This window comes from Thalassotalea coralli (assembly GCF_055786205.1).
Window position 1 is genome coordinate 138,840 of sequence record NZ_JBVVBK010000001.1, and the last position, 21,951, is coordinate 160,790.

At 40.9% G+C, this 21,951-nt stretch carries 14 protein-coding genes; 13 read left to right on the plus strand and 1 reads right to left on the minus strand.

Annotated features, from left to right (window positions below; translation table 11 throughout):
- The first annotated feature begins 427 nt into the window (after positions 1-427).
- On the plus strand, positions 428-4,546 hold the full coding sequence (locus tag ACOB80_RS00555; RefSeq protein ID WP_473163846.1) for a GEVED domain-containing protein: 4,119 nt from the start codon (positions 428-430) through the stop codon (positions 4,544-4,546).
- A gap of 69 nt (positions 4,547-4,615) precedes the next feature.
- On the opposite strand, the gene ACOB80_RS00560 is transcribed toward ACOB80_RS00555, so the two are convergent.
- Complete coding sequence (locus ACOB80_RS00560; RefSeq protein WP_473163847.1) at positions 4,616-6,253, minus strand: methyl-accepting chemotaxis protein; 1,638 nt, start codon at positions 6,251-6,253, stop codon at positions 4,616-4,618.
- A 243-nt stretch (positions 6,254-6,496) separates the two neighbouring features.
- Here ACOB80_RS00560 and ACOB80_RS00565 point away from each other — a divergent pair, with 243 nt between their 5' ends.
- The 12 genes from ACOB80_RS00565 to ACOB80_RS00620 all read left to right on the plus strand — a co-directional run bounded on the left by ACOB80_RS00565 (position 6,497) and on the right by ACOB80_RS00620 (position 21,950).
- Positions 6,497-8,572 (plus strand): TonB-dependent receptor, encoded by a 2,076-nt coding sequence (locus ACOB80_RS00565; protein WP_473163848.1) that lies wholly within the window; start codon positions 6,497-6,499, stop codon positions 8,570-8,572.
- 190 nt (positions 8,573-8,762) lie between these two features.
- Positions 8,763-9,908: a PepSY-associated TM helix domain-containing protein gene (locus ACOB80_RS00570; RefSeq protein WP_473163849.1), complete on the plus strand. Its 1,146-nt coding sequence runs from the start codon at positions 8,763-8,765 to the stop codon at positions 9,906-9,908.
- 258 nt (positions 9,909-10,166) lie between these two features.
- Positions 10,167-11,507, plus strand: a complete 1,341-nt coding sequence (locus ACOB80_RS00575; RefSeq protein ID WP_473163850.1) for a type VI secretion system protein TssA — start codon at positions 10,167-10,169, stop codon at positions 11,505-11,507.
- Positions 11,508-11,559: 52 nt separating this feature from the next.
- Positions 11,560-12,090 carry an Hcp family type VI secretion system effector gene (locus ACOB80_RS00580; protein WP_473163851.1) on the plus strand — a complete coding sequence of 177 codons (531 nt, stop codon included), beginning with the start codon at positions 11,560-11,562 and terminating at the stop codon, positions 12,088-12,090.
- A 16-nt stretch (positions 12,091-12,106) separates the two neighbouring features.
- Positions 12,107-12,604 carry a type VI secretion system contractile sheath small subunit gene (gene tssB, locus ACOB80_RS00585; protein WP_473163852.1) on the plus strand — a complete coding sequence of 166 codons (498 nt, stop codon included), beginning with the start codon at positions 12,107-12,109 and terminating at the stop codon, positions 12,602-12,604.
- On the plus strand, positions 12,604-14,076 hold the full coding sequence (tssC, locus tag ACOB80_RS00590; protein WP_473163853.1) for a type VI secretion system contractile sheath large subunit: 1,473 nt from the start codon (positions 12,604-12,606) through the stop codon (positions 14,074-14,076). The genes tssB and tssC overlap by 1 nt, the downstream gene beginning before the upstream one ends.
- Positions 14,077-14,188: 112 nt before the next feature.
- On the plus strand, positions 14,189-15,484 hold the full coding sequence (locus ACOB80_RS00595; protein ID WP_473163854.1) for a type VI secretion system contractile sheath domain-containing protein: 1,296 nt from the start codon (positions 14,189-14,191) through the stop codon (positions 15,482-15,484).
- A 9-nt stretch (positions 15,485-15,493) separates the two neighbouring features.
- Positions 15,494-15,925: a GPW/gp25 family protein gene (locus ACOB80_RS00600; RefSeq protein WP_473163855.1), complete on the plus strand. Its 432-nt coding sequence runs from the start codon at positions 15,494-15,496 to the stop codon at positions 15,923-15,925.
- Complete coding sequence (locus ACOB80_RS00605) at positions 15,915-17,696, plus strand: type VI secretion system baseplate subunit TssF (protein WP_473163856.1); 1,782 nt, start codon at positions 15,915-15,917, stop codon at positions 17,694-17,696. Before ACOB80_RS00600 ends, ACOB80_RS00605 begins: the two co-directional genes overlap by 11 nt.
- A complete protein-coding gene (locus ACOB80_RS00610; protein WP_473163857.1) occupies positions 17,687-18,610 on the plus strand; it encodes a type VI secretion system baseplate subunit TssG in 924 nt (307 codons plus the stop codon). Before ACOB80_RS00605 ends, ACOB80_RS00610 begins: the two co-directional genes overlap by 10 nt.
- Before the next feature lie 15 nt (positions 18,611-18,625).
- On the plus strand, positions 18,626-21,223 hold the full coding sequence (gene tssH / locus ACOB80_RS00615) for a type VI secretion system ATPase TssH (RefSeq protein ID WP_473163858.1): 2,598 nt from the start codon (positions 18,626-18,628) through the stop codon (positions 21,221-21,223).
- Positions 21,192-21,950, plus strand: a complete 759-nt coding sequence (locus ACOB80_RS00620; protein WP_473163859.1) for a transporter substrate-binding domain-containing protein — start codon at positions 21,192-21,194, stop codon at positions 21,948-21,950. Before tssH ends, ACOB80_RS00620 begins: the two co-directional genes overlap by 32 nt.
- Position 21,951: the final 1 nt, after the last annotated feature.

Sequence of the window (21,951 nt, forward strand, 5' to 3'; positions counted from 1 at the left end):
TTTACATTTATGTCGCCTAGTACTCTTAAATCCTTTGATATTCCTAATAAATAACTTATTTATTTCATAATTTAACGTCCCACATGTTGCTGTAGCATGTCCAATTTTTAAACCTTCAACATTTCTTAAGTAACTGAAATGTAATCACTATTGTAATTTCCATTCATTTCTATTTTTCTACATTCATTTAATTGTCATTTTAAGTTAATTAAATGTTAACAAAATGTTGACTTTGTGTTGTAGTTGTATTTATAGTCAGCTCGCCATTTTGTTTGTATACAGTATAAAGTTGCGATAAGGGGAGCAACATATCGCGATAATCTACGGTAACAATCAGAGTTAACTGTTAAAAGAATACAAAATCAGTTAGTGGCAAATCTGGTAACACTTTGCGTGTTATGTCGGTCCCAATTGAAGGAAAAATACAGTGCATAAATACCCTATAAAAAAGTTAGCCCTTGCAACGGCTATCACTGTTTCATTTTCATCTTACGCACAGAATGTTGACTTTTTAAAGCAACAAGTTGTATTTGAAAGTGAAATTCCAGGAACAAATCAAAACACTTTTAAAACCCCACAAGACAAGCAAACTAAACTTATTACTCAAACTGTTGAGTTAAGTGAATCGATTAACAAAGGTATTCATCAAGGTGATGTTTTACACTTTAATCTTGATGGTCGCTTTATTCAGGTTGAAATAACAGATGTTAAACAAGTAGATCATAGAACAACTCACATTAATGGTCGCAACTACCGAGATGGCATTACCTTATCAATGGTAAAGCTAGATGGTCGTTATAGCGCGAAAATTATGACCGAAGATGCAGGCTACTTGCTATCGCATACAAAAGGTAGCACTTATAAATTAAGCAAGTTTATAGATGACGGACAACCAGTAGATAGTGAACATAAGCACAACGAAAATAGAAGTTCATTAACCCCAGTTTTAAACGCTAAAAAAGTCGATGGTTGGGCAGCACTAAAAGATGGCTTAATGGCTGTTTCAACGTCTGAAGTTACTGTTGTTGTTGCTTATACCGCTAAATTGGCGGCCGAAGTTGGTGATGTGCCAGCTTACTTAGCGTTGATGGAAAAAGACACCAATGATAGTTATAGCGCTAGTGGTATTAACGCGACGGTTAATATAGTTCATTCATACCAAACTGGCTACATATCAACGGGCGATATGTCTGAAGATAACGAAGCGTTACTTAACGAAGATACCAGTGACTGGTTGGGAACACCTAACGTATTAAAACCTAATGGCTATGGTGTTGAACTAAAAAGCAAACGTGATCAATACCAAGCCGATGTAATGGTATTTTTAGCCGATGACGATGCCGCTTCTCCTTGGGCTGGCTGGGCAGGCCAGATAGGTACAGACGCAGAAAGCGCTTTGTTCACATTAAGTAGCTGGGGTACTTTTAAAAATACATTTGCTCATGAACTAGGCCACTTATTTGGTGTACGTCATGACAACGATGGTACGACTACGCCATTTGCATATGGACACGGTTATTGTAACCCTGCGAAAACATGGCACACCATTATGGCAATTACCGACTGCGGTACGCGCAAAAATGTTTGGTCAAATCCAAACATGACTTACGATGGTGAAGCGGGTGGTACAGCTGCCACTAGTGATTCGGCTCGTGTTCATAATGAGCGTGTAGGTACTATGGCAGCGTTCCGTACAAGCTCACACAATGCACCCTCAGCGTCGATTTCTCAAGTAAATACCAACGCAGGTAGCTTAACTGCTTCCTTTGTTGGTCAAGCAAATGATAGTGATGGCTCAATTGCGTCAACGCTGTGGGACTTTGGTGATGGAGTCTACGATGAAACGCCTTATGCACAAGGCACAAACGTGAGTCACACATACAAATTCCCTGGAACGTATACCGTTCGCTTTACTGCAACAGACAATCAAGGTTTGATCCACTCTGTTACTCAGCAAGTAACGGTGACAGCAGCGGCAGGCTCAACTTACTGTGCCGTAAAAGGATTAAATGCGCGTTATCAACACACTGGTGTTGTTGGCATTAATGGTTTAGCGCATGAAACGGGCAGAAGACAGTACAGCGATCACACAGGGTTAACAGCTTTCGATGTTTATGCTGGTACTGAAACGGGTATTTCGATGGAGCAGCATACGCGCGGCTCAGACTTCGGCCCTTATTCCGCTTATTGGGCGGTATATGTTGATTTAAACCAAAACAAAACGTTTGAAGCGAATGAATTGCTTCACTTCTCTGAGCCTCGTAACGATAGTTCACGCGAAGCAACGTTGGGTAACTTAAACATTCCAAGTTCTGCACTAGCAGGTACTACTCGCATGCGTGTAATTCAGTCGAATACTTTACGTAGCGGTGAAACTGAACTAGGTGCATGTGGCGACTTTACTTTTGGTGAAGCTGAAGATTACAGCATTAATATTATTAAAGAGGATAACCCAGCAGATTTCGACTTTAACGTATCTTCCGATGGTGCGGTAAGCTTTATTGATGGCTCTAACGCTGGCAACATCGCTTCAGTAGAGTGGGACTTTGGCGATGGCTTATATAGCGCGTCTAGCACAAGTACGTCGTTTAACCCTAATCACACTTATTCGTTTAGTGGTAACTACACGGTAACACTAAAAGTAACGTTGACTAATGGTCAAACATATACACAAAGCAAAACGATTACTGTTACTAAGCCGGCGAATCAAGATTATTGTCGGGCATACGCAGGTCAGCCAGCATATCAATTCACTAAAAACCTGACATTAAACGGTACGAGTATTGATTCTGGTTCCACTAACTACTCTGATCATACTGCTACTGTGTTAGGTGCCGTCCGTGGTGACAATATCATCTCGGTGCAGCAGGGTGCTACAGGATCTGAGTCTTCATATACAGCAAATTGGCGTGTTTACATCGACTACAACAAAAATGGTAAATTTGAAGACACTGAAAGTGCATGGTACTGGACAGGAGCTAACACATCTGCCGCGATTGAAAGACCTTTCACTATTCCGTCAACTGCGCAAACTGGTGAAACTAGAATGCGTGTTATTCAAAGCTTCGAAGATGTTACTAACCCGTGTGGTTTCCCTCGTTGGGGTGAAGTTGAAGACTTTACTGTAGACATTCAAGCGAGTAACCCAGCAGAATTCACTGCGAATGTGCAAGCGAATAACTTAACTGTTAGCTTTAATGATGGTGCATCTGAGCCAAGTAATAATATTGCGTCTGTTGAGTATGACTTTGGTGACGGTGCGGTGAACTCGAATAGCACGAGTACACAACAAGACCCTAGCCACACTTACCTTTATTCGGGCAACTACACTGTTCGTTTAAAAGTAACGTTAAACAGCGGCGTTAGCTTTATTCAAGAAAAAGACATTACTGTAACAGGTGATGCCTACTGCTACGCATATGGCAAGTCTAATACTCAGTGGACCAGCAACGTTCGCGTAGGTACGATTAATCAAGCTTCAAGTGCAAGCCCGTTCAGTTACTTTGACAACGCTGGCTTCTCATTCAAGAAAGGTGAAGCAACTGAAATCGGCGTTAAGCACGGTTCAAATGGTCCTTACTTAGCAAACTGGGCTGTGTATATTGACCTAAATAACAACAAGAGTTTTGATGATGCTGGCGAATTAGTGTTAAGCACTGCGGCAACAACTTTTGATGAAGTTATTGGTTCGGTTACTGTTCCTGCAACAGCTACGGAAGGCGCGACTAGAATGCGTGTGATTCAGTCTTATGAGTTAGACAACGGATCATTGCCTGCGTGTAACAATGTAGAGTGGGGTGAAATTGAAGATTACGCCGTTACCATTACGGGTGACGGTGGCGTTACTCAACCTTCTTCTGACTTAGAAAACGGTGTCACTAAAACAGGTATTTCTGTATTAGCTGGTGAAGCGAAAACCTATACATTTGCAGTGCCTGCGGGCGCTACAGATGTGAAAGTTGTCATGGGTGCTGGCACTGGTGACCCAGACCTTTACGTGAAGTTTAATGATGAAAACACACAATCAAACTGGGATTGTCGTCCATATACGGGTGGTAATCGTGATGAGATATGTGACAGCGATAAATTAACACAAGCTGATGGAACTTATTACGTAACAGTTAAAGGCTGGACCGCTTCTGACAACGTTACTTTAACGGGTACTTACACAGCAAATGATCCGACAGATCCAACTGACCCTGTTGATCCTAATCCGACAAATGCGTGTGACACTAAGGCTCCGGTAACACGTGGTAATCTAACCGACGCAGAAGCTGTTTGTTTAGGTAGCGCTACTGTTTATATGGCCATTGGCGTTCCAGCTGGTTCGACAAAACTAACGATTAAAACCTCTGGTGGTGACGGTGATGCTAGCATTTACCAACACTCAGGTGGCTGGCCAAGTACTTCGTACAATGAAAATACGGCGTCAACGGCTAACAGCAGTGAAGAAACCATTGTTATCAACAATCCAAACTCTGGCTGGCACTATTTCATGGTAACTGGCCAAGGTACAGGTACAGAGTTCGTCGTAGATTACGAGTAAATCTAGTGTTGTACTAGACAAACCGCTAAGATTTAAAGGCCAGCTAGATGCTGGCCTTATTTATCGTGACTATTCGAGTTTAAAGCGACCTACTACCTGATTTACTTCATCGCTATTCTTTTTAAGCTCTGCACTTGCATAAGAAAGTCCTTCTGTCATGCTTAGTGCTTCGTTTGTCATATCTGCTAGCTCAGACACTCGTAAATTAACTTCGTTAGCGGCATCCGATTGCTGCTCTGTAGCTCTGGCTATCTGTGAGTTCATTTCAGAAATCACGCGCATCAATTCATCTATTTGGGAAAGTGCTTTATCTGCTTCGGCGGCACTTTGTACCGTCTTTTTAGACACCTTTTGGCTATTGATAACCGCTTCTACGGCTTGCTGCGCTCCTTGCTGTAATTTAGATATCATATCTTGAATTTCATCGGTGCTTTGGCCCGTTCTACTGGCGAGTGTTCTAACTTCATCAGCAACAACAGCAAAGCCTCGCCCTTGTTCACCTGCTCTTGCCGCTTCTATTGCAGCATTTAACGCCAGTAAGTTGGTTTGTTCAGCTATACCGCGAATAACGTCTAAAACCGCACCAATGTTCTGTGACTCTGTGGCTAGTTCATTTATCTTGGTGCTCACTTCATCAATATCTGCAGACAAGTGCTCTATCTCAGAAATGGTTTCCGAAACAATCACCTTGCCAGACGAGGTATTTTTCTGGGCATCTTTGGCTGCTTGCTCGGCGGAGTCGGCATTCGTGCTAACTTCTTTGATGTTGGCTGTCATCTGCTCCATGGCAGCGGCTACCTGAGTCGTGTTGTCGCTTTGTGCTTCAATAAACTCTTTACTGGATAGACTCGTCTCCGCGACAACATTGGCATTTTCCAAGGTTTGCTGAGCGTTGTGTGAAACTTCTTTAAGAGACTCTCGCATTTTGCTTGCAAACAGATTGTAAGAGTTACTGAGTTTTGCAATAGCATCATTGCCTTCTTTCGACAGTTCCTTGGTCAGATCACCGTCGCCTTCGGCAATATTCTCCATCAATTCATAGGCCTGTCTAGCCGGCACAATGATACTTTTGCCAACAAAATAAATAATTGAGATTAATACCGTGAGTATTCCAACGGATATCAGTAGCAGCAGGTTTCGATGCTGGGCAAAAATTTTATCCACGTTATCAATGTACACGCCGGTACCAACTATCCAGTTCCATGGCTTGAACTGTTGTACGTAGGAAATTTTATCGACTGGTTTTTCTGCTCCTGGCTTGGGCCATTTGTAGGGAACAAAACCACTGCCTGAAGCGCGGACAACATTGACCATTTCAACAAACAGAGCAACACCATCTGGATCTTTGACACCTGCAATTGATTTACCATTTAAGTCAGGCTTAAAGGGATGCATAATCATGTTTGGTTTATTATCGTTAATCCATACGTAGTTTTTTCCTTCGTAACGGTAGTTTTCAAGTATTTGGATAACCGCTAATTTTGCTTGTTGTTCTGTTAGTTGGCCGCTTTGAACTTGCTGGTAATGAAATTCGATTATGCTGATCGCACCTTGAACTATTTTTTCTACTTTTTCTTTTTGTTGGTCAAATAAGGCTGTTTTTTCCAAATACAGCGCTAAGCTTGATAGCGCCAAAAGACCCAAAAAAACGATAGATATGATAATGTTGAGTCTCGTTTTTATGCGAAATGTTCTTAGATTAATCATATAAAACCTGCAGTGTTAAGCCTGTCACTAACGTTAAAGTATAGTGACAAATTCACGAAATAATTCTCTGAAAGCAAACTTCTTATCCCACAGGGAAGTACAAGCGTAATAACTGCCATTATTTTGATACAGCGCAAGAAAATGTTATTTTGTGTAAATCTAAATGATAATGAGTTGCAATTACGTTATCGGTGTGTACAATAGCGGCGTTTTTTCGCTGTAGACAAATTTATTGGACATCTCATGTTAAAAAGAAAACTCTCCGTAGCCATTTCTCTCGCACTTTTTTCTCTTGCCCATCAAGCCAGTGCAAACGATTCAGATATCGAAGTTATTGAAGTTAAGGGTACTTATTTCAACGACTACAAGGTAGACAATGCTTCGGGTGCAATGCGTACAGATGCATCACTACTAGAAACGCCACAAGCCGTTACAGTAATTACAGAAACTATTATTGATGAACAATTAGCGACAACACTTGGTGAAGTACTTAGCAACGATGCGAGTTTATCGCCAGGTTCAACGCAACGAAATCGCGAGGTATTTAGTTCTCGTGGTTTTACTTTAAGCTCTTCAAATGGCTATTTACGAGATGGTCATCAACATTGGTCACACTACCAACAGCCAATCGAAACTTTATCGCGAGTAGAGGTTATTAAAGGTCCATCAAGTTTACTATACGGTCAGTCGGCACCGGGCGGCTTAATTAACATGGTAACTAAGCAACCAACTGAGAAAACCTTGTTCGATTTTGGTGCCGATACGGATCAAAACGGCTCGACTCGATTTATGTTAGATGCTGGTGGTCAAATTGTAGAAGACTTCAACTATCGTGGTGTTTTAGTAAAGCAAGACGTTAAATACGATAGAGAATATCAAAATGGTGAAGAGCGTGAGCGCGATCGCTTTTTAGGCTCGATTGTTTTTGATTATCACATTTCAGATGACCTTAGCGTTAATTTTTACTATGACCAAACTAACGACAAAGCTGGCTTAGATACAGGCGCATGGTTAGACAGCAATGGTGAAGTCATTGGTGATGAAAAGACAATATATGACTTCTCTTGGGCGTTTACCGATATCAAAGTTAACAATATTGGTGGTAAGTTAAGTTACGACATTAGTAACGATTGGCAGGTAAAAGTTGGCTATAACGAGCAAACGTTTGAACGCCAACGATTTGAATCTTCACCTAAAAAACCAAGTGACTATGAATTAGGTGATAGCTATACATCAAAACCATACGATAGATTTGACGATTGGCAATTTAAAACGGCTTTTGTTGATTTTACTGGAGAACTATCGTTTGGTGGTGTTAACCATCAAATTCTTGTTGGCGCTAACCAGTTAGATTATTACTACGGTCAGTTAAGAACATTAGGTGACCCAATCGAATACACGCCTGGTCAGATAGAGCCTGGCAAGCCTGATATTAGTTACAAAACCGACGACACACTTTATACAAGTGAGTACGATTACTATGGTGTTTACTTTCAAGACTTAGTGACCTTTAACGACCAATGGCAAGTAGCCTTTGGTGGCCGTTTCGACAAGCAAAACAAAGAAAACGCAGACAGTGATTCGTTCGTACCAAAGTTTGGTGTACTTTATCACCCAATCGATGATGCAACCGTTTACGTCAATTACTCTGAAGGATTCGAGCCAGCTTCAAGTGAAACCCTAAACGATGAAACAGACAGAAACCATGGTATGGCGTTAGATGCTGTTACGTCTAAGCAAATTGAAATTGGTGGTAAATGGCAGGTTTCAGACCGTCTATTGGTGGAAACGGCGATTTTTGATATCGAAAAATCGGGTGCCTTAGTTACCGAAGAGCTTGAAGGCGATCCAAACTTTGACACTATTACTACGCAAGCAGGGCTTCAAGTTCACAAGGGCTTTGAATTGTCTGCTCAAGGTGCAGTAACTGATCGTTTATTTGTGATGGCTTCAACAATGTACCTCGATGCTGAATATGAGAAAGATGATAGCTATCAAGGAAAAACACCCGTTGATGCGCCAAAATGGTCTGCGTCAGTGTGGAGTCGTTATGAGTTGACAGAAAAGTTAGCCTTAAATGCTGGTGTATTTTATCAAGGTGATCGTTATGCAGATAGCAACAACACCGTAGAAAAAGACGCTTATACACGCGTTGATTTTGGTGCAACGTACAAAACTAAAGTATCAGGTGTAAGCGTTGATTACCGTTTTAATATCGAGAATGTATTTGATACTGATTACCTTGCTGGTGGTGGCACAAACAATGTCACCATAGGTGGCGAGCGTATGGCACGTTTTGAGGTTAAAACATCGTTTTAAGTAGAGCAGGGGGCTCACTATCTTCTTAATGGCTAACCTTCTAGTTAGCCATATTAAGGACGAAACCAAAAGGGCAAGCCAGCACAGAAACGTGCTGGTTTTTTGGTATTAAATATAGGTAGCAAGTACTGGTAATCCGGTGCCAGTTACTCGGAAAAGTAAACATTAATAAAAACAAAAGTGTAAAAATATGAACGTGAGAAAAGTCTTTTTTTGGTTTCACCTGCTTATTGGTTGCAGCGCAGCTATTTTCATCTTCTTGATGTCAATTACAGGTGTAGCCTTAACTTATGAGCGACAAATGATCCAATCGGGTGTCCATGCCGATTACCCTCAGCCGCCGCATGAAGATGCAGAAAAGAAAGCGATTGATGAATTGTTAGTTATCGCTAAAGGCTACAAAACAAAAAAAGCCGCTGAGATAATAGTAGAAAATGTCGATAATGCGCCTGTGCTTGTTAAAGATGGTAGAAAAACGGTTGCTTACTTAAACCCATATACTGGTGAAGAAATGACGGAGCCTGGTGTGGCAACTAAGCAGTTTTTTCGCAAGCTTCGCGCTTTTCATCGCTGGTTAACATTGGACGGCTCTTTTAGTGAAAATGGCAGGTTAGTGAATGGTATTGCCAATGTTATTTTTATTCTATTAGTATTAACAGGCATGTATTTGTGGCTACCTAAACGTTTTAATAAGCGTTCATTTAAACAAGGTTTAACCCTTAATAAATCACACCCGAATAAAACGGCTCGAAATTATCAATGGCATAATGTCTTTGGCATTTATATGGCGCCAGTACTGTTTATTATTGTTGTTACTGCCGTGTTCTTTTCTTTCAAATGGCCAGGTCAAACGCTGAAAGAGTATGTGTCAACCGAGTCAACTTCGCTGAGTAAACCTAAAGAGGCCGTAGCGAACTTAATAGATACACAGCTAACGAAAGAGCAACAGCTGGCAATTGTTAAAGGGCAGTATCCAGAATGGCGCACTATTCGCTTTTCTTTGCCAGCAGCAGTCACGCAGACTTATCATTTCCATATTGACTATGGGACTGGTGGCGAGCCGCAAAAGCGAGAGTCTGTTGCAATCGATGCAGTCACAGGAAAAGTTCTTGAAACAGTAACTTTCGAACAATATTCGGCGTATCGAAAAATTAGAAGCTATATACGCTTTTTACATACCGGTGAAGTTTACGGTTTAACGGGGCAAACCTTAGCCGGTATTGCGTCTCTTTTAGCCTGTATTTTAGTGTATACAGGTATCATGTTGTCATGGGTACGATGGAAGAATTCTCGAGCACGTAAAATAGCAAACTTGTCCAAAGCAGAAGTTATATAAACCATACTAAATATAGGGTTATAAACAAGGGGTTAGCTAAAAACTAACCTCTTTTTCATATTCTTTAGAAGCATAAATAGGTATCTTTGATTTCCTTATTTATTCCTTATTTGCTTAATTTCGCTGGAAAGCTAGGCACTTAAACACTTAGCTGGTCTAATTACCTTCCTATAACAAGCTATTAACCTTGACAATCCGTTAATCTAGTCCAATATAGCTATATAGCAAAGAGAATAAGAAGTACTAACGCAAGCCATAATGATATTATATTCGGACGGTGAAACGCTCTCACCGGGAGATTATCTAAAAGCAGACCGCACAAAATACCGCGAATTACGTAATTTATTAAACGTAGCTCAGGCTAGTTTACGTAAGCTCGTGGAAACTTCAGAAACGTTAAAAGATAAAGCACTTCAACAAGAAAATGCCGAAGGCTGGGAAAACTTGAGGTTGGCTTGTGAAGCTGCATTGAAAGATCAGTCTCGCGATATCGAAATTTTTTGTTGGTGGTTAGCGTCGCTGGCCTACAAACGAAATGATCTTTCGCTACTTGAACAAGGCTTAGAAGACTTTGTTTACGCTGTAACTACGCTAAAAGAAGATATTCATCCGCAACTTCCAGAGAAAAAGTTGGCAGGCTTGGAAGAAAACGAAGCGAAGAAGAAACAATGTGACAATCAAACCAAGCCACTTGAGCAATTAATTGGCGACAACCCGAATAGCGGTTTACTCAGTATCCCATTAATGGCGTTTCCATTTCTTGATGATTTCGCGTTAAGAAATTACCTGTCGGAACAAAAAGCCGGAAATTTAGAATCGGTTAAAGCTGAATTCGCAGCAAGTTTAACCAGTCGCCAAGGTGAATTAAAAGAACGCTACGATCGCATTATTGCCATCGATGCTAGCTTGGAGAAACTGCAAGAACATATTAACAATTACCGCTACCAGGTAAGTGTTGAAATGCCCGCTGGTAATAAACTTCAGCCTTTGGGTTTTACTTTTGTTCGCGACAACATCAAGCAAATTAAAAGTATGTTCTTATACTTTTACCCTCAACTTGAGCAGCAAGAACAAGAGCAACAACAAGCTCCGGTAGAAGAGTCATCGCAAAGCGGGTCTGAAAATCAAAGTCAAGCTGCTGCTCCTGCTCAAATGCAGTCTGCGTCTGTTGCTACAACGCAACCTGCAACGATGATTTCTTCGGCAAATGGTAACTATACGCGTGAAGATGCACTCGCTGACTTAAACCGAATCGCAATATTTTTTAAGAAAACAGAACCTCATAACCCAATCCCGTACTTATTAGCTAGGGCGATAAAGTGGGGCAACATGTCGTTTTCTGAATTGTTAAATGAATTGGTGAGTAAGGATTCACCTGTATTAGCAGAAATTAGCAAACTCACTGGCGTAGATAGCGACATTGGTACATTATTGAATAGCAATGTAACAATGCCAGCAGCAAAAGTGGAACAACCAAAAGTGGAAGCACAGCCAAAGGTGACAGAGGAAGTTAAACCTGCGCCACCAGCAGCAAGTGCCCCGGAACAGAATCAAGCACCACAGCCCACACCTGAAAGTAAATCAGGTAGTTTGTGGTAACTTTTGATAAAAATAAATTAGTAAATAATAAATCGACAACAAGGAGATTATAATGGCTTCAATCTTTATGAGAATTGATGGCAATGACAGCATTAAAGGCGCAGCTACTGTAGTAGACCTAAACAGTAAAAAAGGTTGGTTTGCCATTGATAGTTTGTCTTGGGGTGCAATGCGTGGTGTATCTGTGGATATTGGTAATGCTAATAACCAAGATAACGGTATGGTTGCTCTAGGTGAAATCAGCATTTCTAAAGGTTATGACGGTGCAACTCCTTACCTTTTAACTTACCTATTCCAACCGGGCGCAGAAGGTAAAACAGTTGAATTAGTGATGACTAAGCCATCACGTGACGGTAAAGGTATTGTTCCTTACTTCGTTGTTTCTCTTGAAGAAGCACGTATGTCTAACTTCAGCATTTCAGGTAGCGATGGCGGTCAACCGTCTGAGTCTTTCTCTTTAACTTACACTAAGATTGAACAAATGTTCTTCGTAGAAGACGAAGGTGGTAAGTTAGAAAAAGCTGCTTCTGTTAAATACGATGCAACGAATAACCAGCTAACATCAGCTGCTGACCTGAAATAATAAAAGGGTATAGAACATGGCCTTAAATTCACAACATAAGCGTGTTAGCAAAAACCGCGTAAGTATTACTTACGATGTTGAAACTAACGGCGCATCAGAAAAAAAAGAGCTGCCGTTTGTTTCGGCAGTATTAGGTAACTTCTCAGGTGGTAAAGAAGACCCACGTGACGTAGAAGACCGCGAATTTATTCAAGTAGATCAAGACAACTTTAACGATGTTCTTAGCCGCATTGGTCCTGAGCTATCATTAAAAGTTGATAATGTGATCGAAGAAGATGACAGCCAGTTTGAAGTTAATCTTGATTTCAATTCAATGAAAGACTTCGAACCAGACTCTCTTGTTGAACGCATCGAGCCGCTTAAGAAGCTTTTAGAAACTCGTAATCAATTAAACGAGTTATTAAGTAAAGCTGACCGCTCGCGTGATTTTGAAAAACTACTGAAAGACATTTTACAAAGCGCTGATTCTATCAACGCATTGTCTGATGAGCTTGGTGTTAAAGGAGAAGAGTAATGTCTGAAGAATTAGAACAAAGTGGCGGCGCGGAAGGTGAAAGCCTATCGTTTTTAGATCAGGCGATTAACGCGACAAGCCAAACAGCTCCAGATCGTACTAAAGAACTTTTAACATCGTTAACACAAGAAGCGATGTCAGGAACTGTTACTTGGGATAAAAACCTAACAGATACCATTGCTAATGCTGTTGCTGCGATTGACAAAAAAATGTCTGCGCAACTTTCAGCTATTATGCAGCAAGAGCAATTCAAACAACTTGAAGGTTCTTGGTTAGGCTTACAAAAGCTTATTCGCAATAGCGCTTTAGGTACATCGCAAAAAGTTAAGCTTCTTAATATTTCAAAAGATGAGCTACTTGAGCAATTTGAAGATGCTCCAGCAGTAGATCGCAGCCCGATTTTCAACTCTCTATACCAACATGAATACGGTACAGCGGGTGGTGAACCTTACGGTTTATTAATTGGTGACTACGAGTTCTCTCAAAGTGATGAAGATGTAGCACTACTTCGCTACATGGGTGAAGTTGGCGCAGCAAGTCATGCTCCGTTTATTGCCGCAGCATCACCTGAGATGTTTGAATTAAATAGCTTTACAACGTTTGACGAAGGTAAGCCAATTGCACCAGCATTTGACTCACCTAGCTACGCTTCATGGAACTCTTTCCGTGAAAGTGATGACTCTCGTTACGTTGCGCTAACTATGCCTCGTACTATGGCTCGTATGCCATACGGCGCGAAAGGTAAGTCGATTAAGTCGTTTAATTTTGAAGAGTTGGGCGTAGACAGCGCGGGCAACCCTAAGCCACAAAGCAATGATGAAATCGTATGGTCAAATGCGGCTTATGATCTTGGCTTAAACATGAACAAAGCGTTTGAAGCTTATGGCTGGTGTACTGCTATTCGTGGTATGGACAACGGCGGTAAAGTTGAAGCACTTCCGAACTTAACGTACTTAACAGACTCAGGTGATATTACTCAGCAGTGTCCGACTGAAGTAAACCTTACTGACGAACGCGAGAAAGAGTTAAGTGACTTAGGCTTTATGCCACTTGTTCACTACAAGAATACCGATTACGGCGTATTCCTAGGTGGTCAAACAACGCAAAAACCAAAAGAATACACAGACCCTGATGCAACAAGTAATGCGGCGATCTCTGCGCGTTTACCTTACATCATGGCAAGTAGCCGTATTGCTCACTACCTTAAAGTAATGGGTCGTGACAATATTGGTTCTAACATGGAAGCAGCTGATATTCAGAAGCAAATGAGTGAGTGGATCGCTATGTACACTAACTCTGGTGCTATGGGTAACGAAGAGCGTGCGAAAACGCCTCTAGCTGAAGCGAATATTTCAGTTATTGAGCAACCTGGTCGTCCAGGCGCGTACTCAGCAGTTGCACACTTGCGTCCATGGCTACAAATGGAAGAATTAACAACCTCAGTACGTATGGTTGCTAGCCTTCCAGGCTAATAGATAAAATCCAAAAGGCGCTGCGAATAAGTGGCGCCTTTTTCTTTATCTTTAGTATTCTCTGCAACGTTTAGTTAAGTCTCTGCTCTTTTTGCTTTAGGGTGAATCCGTTTTGAAAAATAATAATGACGCTCAAGCTAAGCAACGCCTAGCGCTTATTGCCCAAGCAAAATATTTAATAGGAGAGATTGATCGTAAAATCAGTGCGCAATTGACAGAGATTATGACCGCGCCTGAATTTGAACAACTAGAATCAAGATGGCGCAGCTTACAAGAGCTGGTCTATTTACCGATAAATTACCAAGCAGCGAAAGTAAAAATTCTCAACATTAGTTGGGCGGAAATTTCACAAGATCTCAATATTGCCTCTTCGGTTAAAAACTCGCGCCTGTATAACTTAATTGCGAATAAAGAGTTTAATACCTTAGGTGGCGAACCTTTTGGTTTGATCACCATAGATCACCAGTTTAGCTTAGATCTTGATTATGAAAATGAGTTTGATGACTTATATACCTTAGAGTTAATCGCGGAACTTGGGGAGCGTAGCCTGTGTCCTTTTATTCTTGATGTCGATGAAAACTTCTTCGGTGCCAAAGGCGAAATGTTTCTGTCTGATTTAGACCGAGTATCCCGTGTATTAACGAGTAATGATTTTGATGGTTGGCATCGCCTTCGCACGTTAAACAATACTCAGTTTATCGGTCTTGTGTTTAACAAGGTTGCGGTGCGAAAGCGTTACCGTGAACACCCCGCTGGTTTTATTTTTAACGAAATTCATAACGAAACTCACTTGTGGGGCAATGCTGCCATGACCTTTATGAAAAATGTCATGTTGGAATTTAATCGCGTACGCTGGTTCGGCTTTTTAAAGTCACGCAAAGTTAATTCATTAGGTGGCAGCACGATAGGCACATTTGCTTTAGCGGGTAATCGCCCTTTAGATAGGCCTTATTTTAGAACGCGTCTGTCGGCGGAAACGGCGACATTTTTGGCACACCAAGGATTTATCAGTGTCTTTTATAATCCGCTAAACGAGAAGTATTTCTTTCAATCGAATAACTCGGTTCGCAGGGAAACCAGCAACGAAAATCGCTTTTTATTGCAAACAACCTTGATGATAAGTCGAATTGCCCATTACCTAAAAGTGCAGTTGAGAACCATGATAGGTTCTTTAATGGAGCCACATGATTGTGAAAACCAACTCAATCATTGGCTTGAACAGTATTGCTCGAACTCCATTGTGTCGGATGAGGCGACATTAGCAAAGATGCCATTGCAAGTTGCCAAGGTAAAAGTGGTTGAAGAAGACGCTAACGAAAGACGCTATAGCTGCAAAATAGATTTAGTGCCGCAATATCAATATGACCGAGTTACCAGCATGGTTAGCTTGTCGACTATGTCAGATTAGGCGTTGACGATGGGATTTTTTAAAGCCTTTTATGCAGAAGAAAATGCTGATGCGTTTGATACCAATATTTTGGCGATTTATCAAAACATTGGCTTAATTTTAAAAACAGAAGCCGCTTATCTAATGGAAGGGGCAGAGCGTCCAAGTCAACGTTCAAACTTTTGCTTTGGCCTGGAAGATATCGCGTTGTTTAGCCGTTTAAATTCAGGCGAACAAATAGCGCTAAGAGTAAAGAATAAACTGGTTCAATTTGAACCAAGGTTAAGCAATATCAGTGTTGAATATATAGAAAACGAGAACACACTAACCAATACGTTACGTTTCTTAATCAGCGCGATACGCAATAACAACGGCAAAGACGAAAAACTGCAGTTAGATACTGATATTGACTTAACAGAAATGAAAGTATTGATAGAGAACGAAAGCCAATATGATGAATAAAATGCTGAAATATTTTGAAGAAGAGCTTTCTGGTATTCGCCAGGGATTAGAAGCTTTTCGTCTTAAATTTCAAAAAGAGGCTGAACTTCTCAACTTGAACAACAAAGGGCAAGAAGACCCCAATGTTACGCGTTTAATCGACAGTTTTGCATGGGTTAGTGCGCAAACGGCACAAGAAATTGATCAATTAAAGTATCGTCATATTGAAGAGTTTATTGAAGTTACTTCGCCAAATTTGTTTAAGCAAATTCCTGCGACTGTTGCCTGCTCTTTTGTTCATAGTCCTGACGATTTTAATAAACCCGTTAAACTAGCAAAAGGCGAAGAGTCCGCTTTTGATGTCAATGGGCAACAAGTTAAGTTTACCCACGCTGTTGATAGTGTGTTAGCGCCTATTTCAATTACTGGCACCAGTTTAGAGCAAACACCGTTTAATCACCCTGTACCTGAAAACATCGACGCTAGAAAGGTGAAGTATTGTTTGCGTATTAAAATGGCACGGGTAAATGAAGAAGTTGATTTTACCAAAGCGTTAGCGGCTGGTTTACATTTACATTTTGACCATTCGCGAACAGGTCGCTGTAATTTAGATGTGATTTTACAATCCCTTTGTCAAATTGCGGTTTCAAGTGACGAGCATCAAATAACACAAACGCTGAATCGAGATAGCTTTACGCCTGTTATTCACGATACGCAAGACGTGTTCTCACCGATAAAAGACAATGAGTTACCCATTAATTTTCAATTGAAAGAATTCTTTACTATTGAAGATAAACGTAACTACGTGCGTGTTTGTCAGGATAACTTAGCTGAATTACCTAAGTGTGAAGAAATTTGCCTTGATCTTTATCTTGATGAATTTGCTCAGAAATTAATGGAAAAAGGCGACATTAACGTTGCTATTAACCGTATTTTGTTAACAAACCTTTTCAAGCAAGTCTCAGAGCCTGTATCTGTGACGCACCAAGAGCTTTCCTATCCAGTTATTGCTGACGCTTCGGTCGGGGCAACAATTGATGTCTATAGTGTTGATGAGTTATACAAAGTTAATAGCATCAACCAAGAACGCATCAAGCCGATTATTGGCAACGAGCACGTTAATTATCAGGATGACTGGTATTGGTCTACTCGTCACAAATTAGGCTCTCATGGTCAGATTAATCATCATGTTGTTTTACCGGTAAATAATGCAGTAGAGCGTGAACCTAATGGCTTTACTGTGTTTGCGGATATTACCTGTAGCAATACCAATTTACATTCACTCATTCATATTGGTAATCAGTTTGTTGCTGATGCTGAAGATGCGCTACCAGGTGAATTTTATATTAACGACGTTAACTTAACGCCTACCAGCACACATGTGCCAGAGCAGCATTATTGGGATTATTTAAAACTTATGTCTTTTAGTTTGTCGAGTATGATAGGCAAACCAGACACTAAAGAAAGACTGATCCAATTCTTAAGGCTGTTTACCTACAACAATGCCAAATACATTGAGCTAGATAGCATTGAATCTATCGACCTTAAAAAGGTCAACGCGCCGTTTTTAGTGGAAGGCCGAATGGTCTTTGTTCCAGGCATAGAGTTAACGCTTACGTTTAATAATGCGGAACAAAATGCAGATTATTATTTATTTTCTCATTTGATTAATCAGTTCTTCGCATCAGTAACATCATTCGATCGCTCGTTTAAACTAAACGTTAACTTTACCCACTTTAACTGGCTGCCAATATCGTTTGAGCCAGTGTTAGGAGTAAGAGCATGCGCCTAGGTAAGCATTTGCTTGATAAAGTTCGTTCATCATTCCAAATGATACGCCTTGCTCGGGTTGTTTCGGGTAAGCCGGTAAAGTACCAACAAGCCTTGTTCTCCGATAATTATCATGAAGAATATTGTCGCTATGAACAACAATCTGACGGGAGTTATGTTGTTGAATCGAAAGATAAAGGCTTATTCGGGGTAAGAGGCGGCTTACCTAATTTTATTTTAGATTGGCTGAAAATTAGTTATCACCGCGGCAATGAAGCTTACTTAACGTTTTTATCTTATTTCGAACAGCGCTTAGTAGAGCTGCGTCATGAAAAAGCTAAGATGCGCTCAGTGGTTTATCGTGCCGAAACGGCATCGAATGAAAAAAGTAGAGAACAATTAGCGAATCAGTACTTCTCTTCGCTTAACTTTGCCCATGACGAATACAACATCATTCCGTCGACTCTACTTAACAGGCATGCTGGCCGCTCTATGACCAGTATCCATCGAATGTTAGGCTTTTATTTTCCTTATCAGTTTGAAATTGAAACTGACGATATCGAGTGGAAGGTGATAGCACCAGAATCGCGTAGTCGCTTAGGTCATACTCAACTGGGGCGGGGGGTTGTGCTTGGACATAAATACCCTCAGTTAAGTCAGCATGTTACCGTCAAAATTATCATTTCAGATGCCGAACAGTTCGAGCTTTTCGCTAATGAAACCACTGAAGCGGCTAAGCAATTAACACAAATCAAAGAAATATGTCAGCAATGTTTTTCTGAGCATGCCTCGATTGACGTTGTTGCTCAGTTTACTGGTATAAGAACCACCCCAAAAGCGTTAACTAAACGAAAGGGGCAAGCAATTACTTTGGGTTGCAATGCGCAATTATTGACGAAAGAAAATAGTCAATTGCAACAAATTAGAAAGCACTAAAGAAAAGGGAATCCTATGTCACAGATATCTATTTCCAAACTGATTAACTACCTCGACAGCAATCTCAAAAATGCCTTGGAATATGCCGCTGCAGACGCCATGAAATCAGAGGTAGGTGCGATTGAAGTTGAACATTGGCTGTTGTCATTGCTACAAGGAAGGGACCCTAAATTAAAACAGTTTTTAGAAGCACAGAAAGTTAACGTTGCCGGTTTTGTTACCGAATTGCAGCAGCGTCTAGCAAAGCTAGATAAAGTACATTCAGGCCAACCAACCATTAGCCCTGATATCATTGAATTAGTGAAATCAGCTTGGTTATTAGCTTCTGTTGAATTTGGTCATAGCGCTGTTTCTGGTCTTCACTTATTACTCGCTACCCAGCAACGTGACAATTTTGGAATTAAAGAAAGAGATTACAAAGCGTTAGAAAAAGTATCGCTTGAAAGCTTAAAAGAAACCATAAAAGGTCTGGCGCAAACGCAAAAATCAGCGGGCGGTGCTTCTGCAGCTGGTGGCGGCGCTCCTCAACAAGTAGTGACTGGTGCGCTTGATAAATACACAGTTAACTTAACTGCAGCAGCTGAAAATGGTGAATTAGATACTATTTCAGGTCGCTCAGAGGAAGTGCGTCAAGCCATAGATATCTTGTGTCGTAAGCGCCAAAATAACCCTATCTTTGTTGGTGAACCAGGTGTTGGTAAAACCGCCGTTGTTGAAGGTTTGGCACAAAAAATTGCCGCGGGTGAAGTACCGCCTATTATCGCTGGCGTTCAAATACATTCGTTAGATTTAGGCTTGTTGCAAGCTGGCGCAAGTGTAAAAGGCGAGTTTGAAAACCGCTTAAAAGATGTCATTAACGAAGTTAAATCATCAGAAGTGCCTATTATTGTCTTTATTGACGAAGCCCATACACTTATTGGCGCGGGTGGCGCTGAAGGTCAAAACGATGCGGCAAACTTATTAAAACCAGCTTTAGCGCGTGGTGAATTTAGAACGATTGCCGCGACAACATGGGAAGAATACAAGAAGTACTTCGAGAAAGATCCAGCGTTAACGCGTCGCTTCCAAGTGGTGAAAATCGACGAACCAAACAGTGAAGACGCATTGCAAATGCTTCGTGGTGTTGCCACTTCATTAAAGAAACATCATAAAGTATTTATTACCGAAGCAGCGCTAGAGTCTGCGGTTAATTTGTCTATTCGATATCTGCCTAGTCGCAAATTACCAGATAAAGCTATCAGTATTTTAGATACTGCCTGCGCGCGTATCGCGTTAACACAAAGTGCTACACCGACAAGCATTGAAGCAACTAAGCAAGCCATTCGTTATTTGGATAATGAAATAGAATCGCTATCAAAAGAAGATTCAATGTTAAGTAATCAAGCCGACGTAATCGTTGAAAAGCAAGCTAAAAAAGCAGGCTATGAAACAGAACTTGATCAGTTAAACGAGCAATGGGAAAAGGAAAAAGCTTTAGTTGAGCAGCTAGCAGAAATTCAGCATAAAGCCGATGCTGGTGATTTAGAAGGAACAAAAGATTTTTCTTCACTACTTGACCAATTAAAAGAATTGCAAGGTGAGCAACCAATGGTACATGCCATTGTCGATGAACAAACCATTGCCGAAGTTATCGGTGCGTGGACAGGCATTCCAATTGGCAACTTATTAAAAGACGAAGTAAACAAATTACTTCACCTAGAAGATTCATTACATACGCGAATTATTGGTCAAAGCCATGCCATGATAGAGCTTGCCAAGAGTATTCGCGTTTCGCGTGCAGGCCTAACAGACAAGCGTAAGCCGGTGGGCGTCTTTTTAATGTGTGGCCCAAGTGGTGTTGGTAAGTCAGAAACTGCTCTATCGTTAGCTGAACTACTTTACGGTGGTGAGCAAGATATGACTGTTATCAACATGACAGAATTTAAAGAAGCACATAAAGTGTCTCAATTACTTGGCTCTCCAGCAGGTTACGTGGGATATGGTAAAGGTGGCGTATTAACTGAAGCTATTCGTCGTAACCCTTATTGTGTGTTATTGCTAGATGAAGTGGAAAAAGCGCATCCAAGTGTCCACGACTTGTTCTATCAAATCTTTGATAAAGGCTGTATTCAAGACAGTGAAGGTCGCAACATTGATTTTCGTAATACCTTAATCATTATGACTTCTAACGCTGCAGATAGCGCTATTGTTGACGTGTGTGAGCAGTCTGATGAGCGTCCAGAAATTGTCGATTTAGTTGACCAAATTCGCCCTGCACTAGGGGAATATTTCAAGCCTGCGTTCTTAGGACGTACTAGCATTATTCCTTACTACCCGTTAAATGAAGATGAGTTAGCACAAATTTGTGGCATTTCTCTGAAACGCGTTGCCAATAAATTAGATGAAACTTATGGCGCGACCTTTGATTACGATGAGAATTTTGTTAATTATGTAGTAAACAAAGGTAATGAACCTACCATTGGTGGTCGTGCGATTGAGCAAATTGTGAACCGCCACCTAATGCCTAAACTAGCAAACCAATGTATTGAGCGCATTAGTGAAGGTTTACCCATTACCAAAGTAACGGTAACAGGTAGCGAGGATGGCAATAGTTTTGAGTTGTCAGTTGAATAAGAACAGTAAAATAAAAGCTAAAGGCTTCAAAGCTGGTTTAGCAGCACTCTTATTGAGTGTTGCTAGCTTTAGCTATGGTGAAGATGTCGTTCAGTTAGCGACTCACGATGTTTACCCACATCATTATGTTGAAAATGATGAGGTAAAAGGCTTAGTGATCAGACAAATGCAATGTGCCTTTAATCGTATGGAAACACCTTATCGTGCAGAATTCGGTGGCTGGGTTGATGATGAACTTAGGTTGAGAACGGGAAAGATAGACGGTGTTTTTGCCGTTGCCATGAGCGATACCCGCAAACAATATGGTGAGTTGTCGATTCCGTTAGCGACGAAGAAATTGTATTGGTATTTTTCTGGTACAAAATTAGATGTTGATGCGGCTAACCCTTTGTATCAACGATATCGTGTCGCGGCGGAGTTTGGCTCCGATGAATGGTTAATGATTAAACGCGAAAAATACAACGTGAAAAGAAAACCACGCAGTGCCAAGTCACTCGTTAAAATGCTCATTAATCACGAAGTTGATGCCATTTTAATCGATGAACGTGTGTTCGAACACGAAAAAAACAAAGCAAATGTTGGAAATTTAACCTTTACTCGCACAGCTTATGAAGAAATAAAGCTGGGCGTCCTTTTTTCTTCCGCATTTTTACAGCAAAATCCTAGGTTCTTAACAGCATTTAATCAGGCTGCTTCGAACTGTTTAGTATCAAGTGATGGAAATTAAT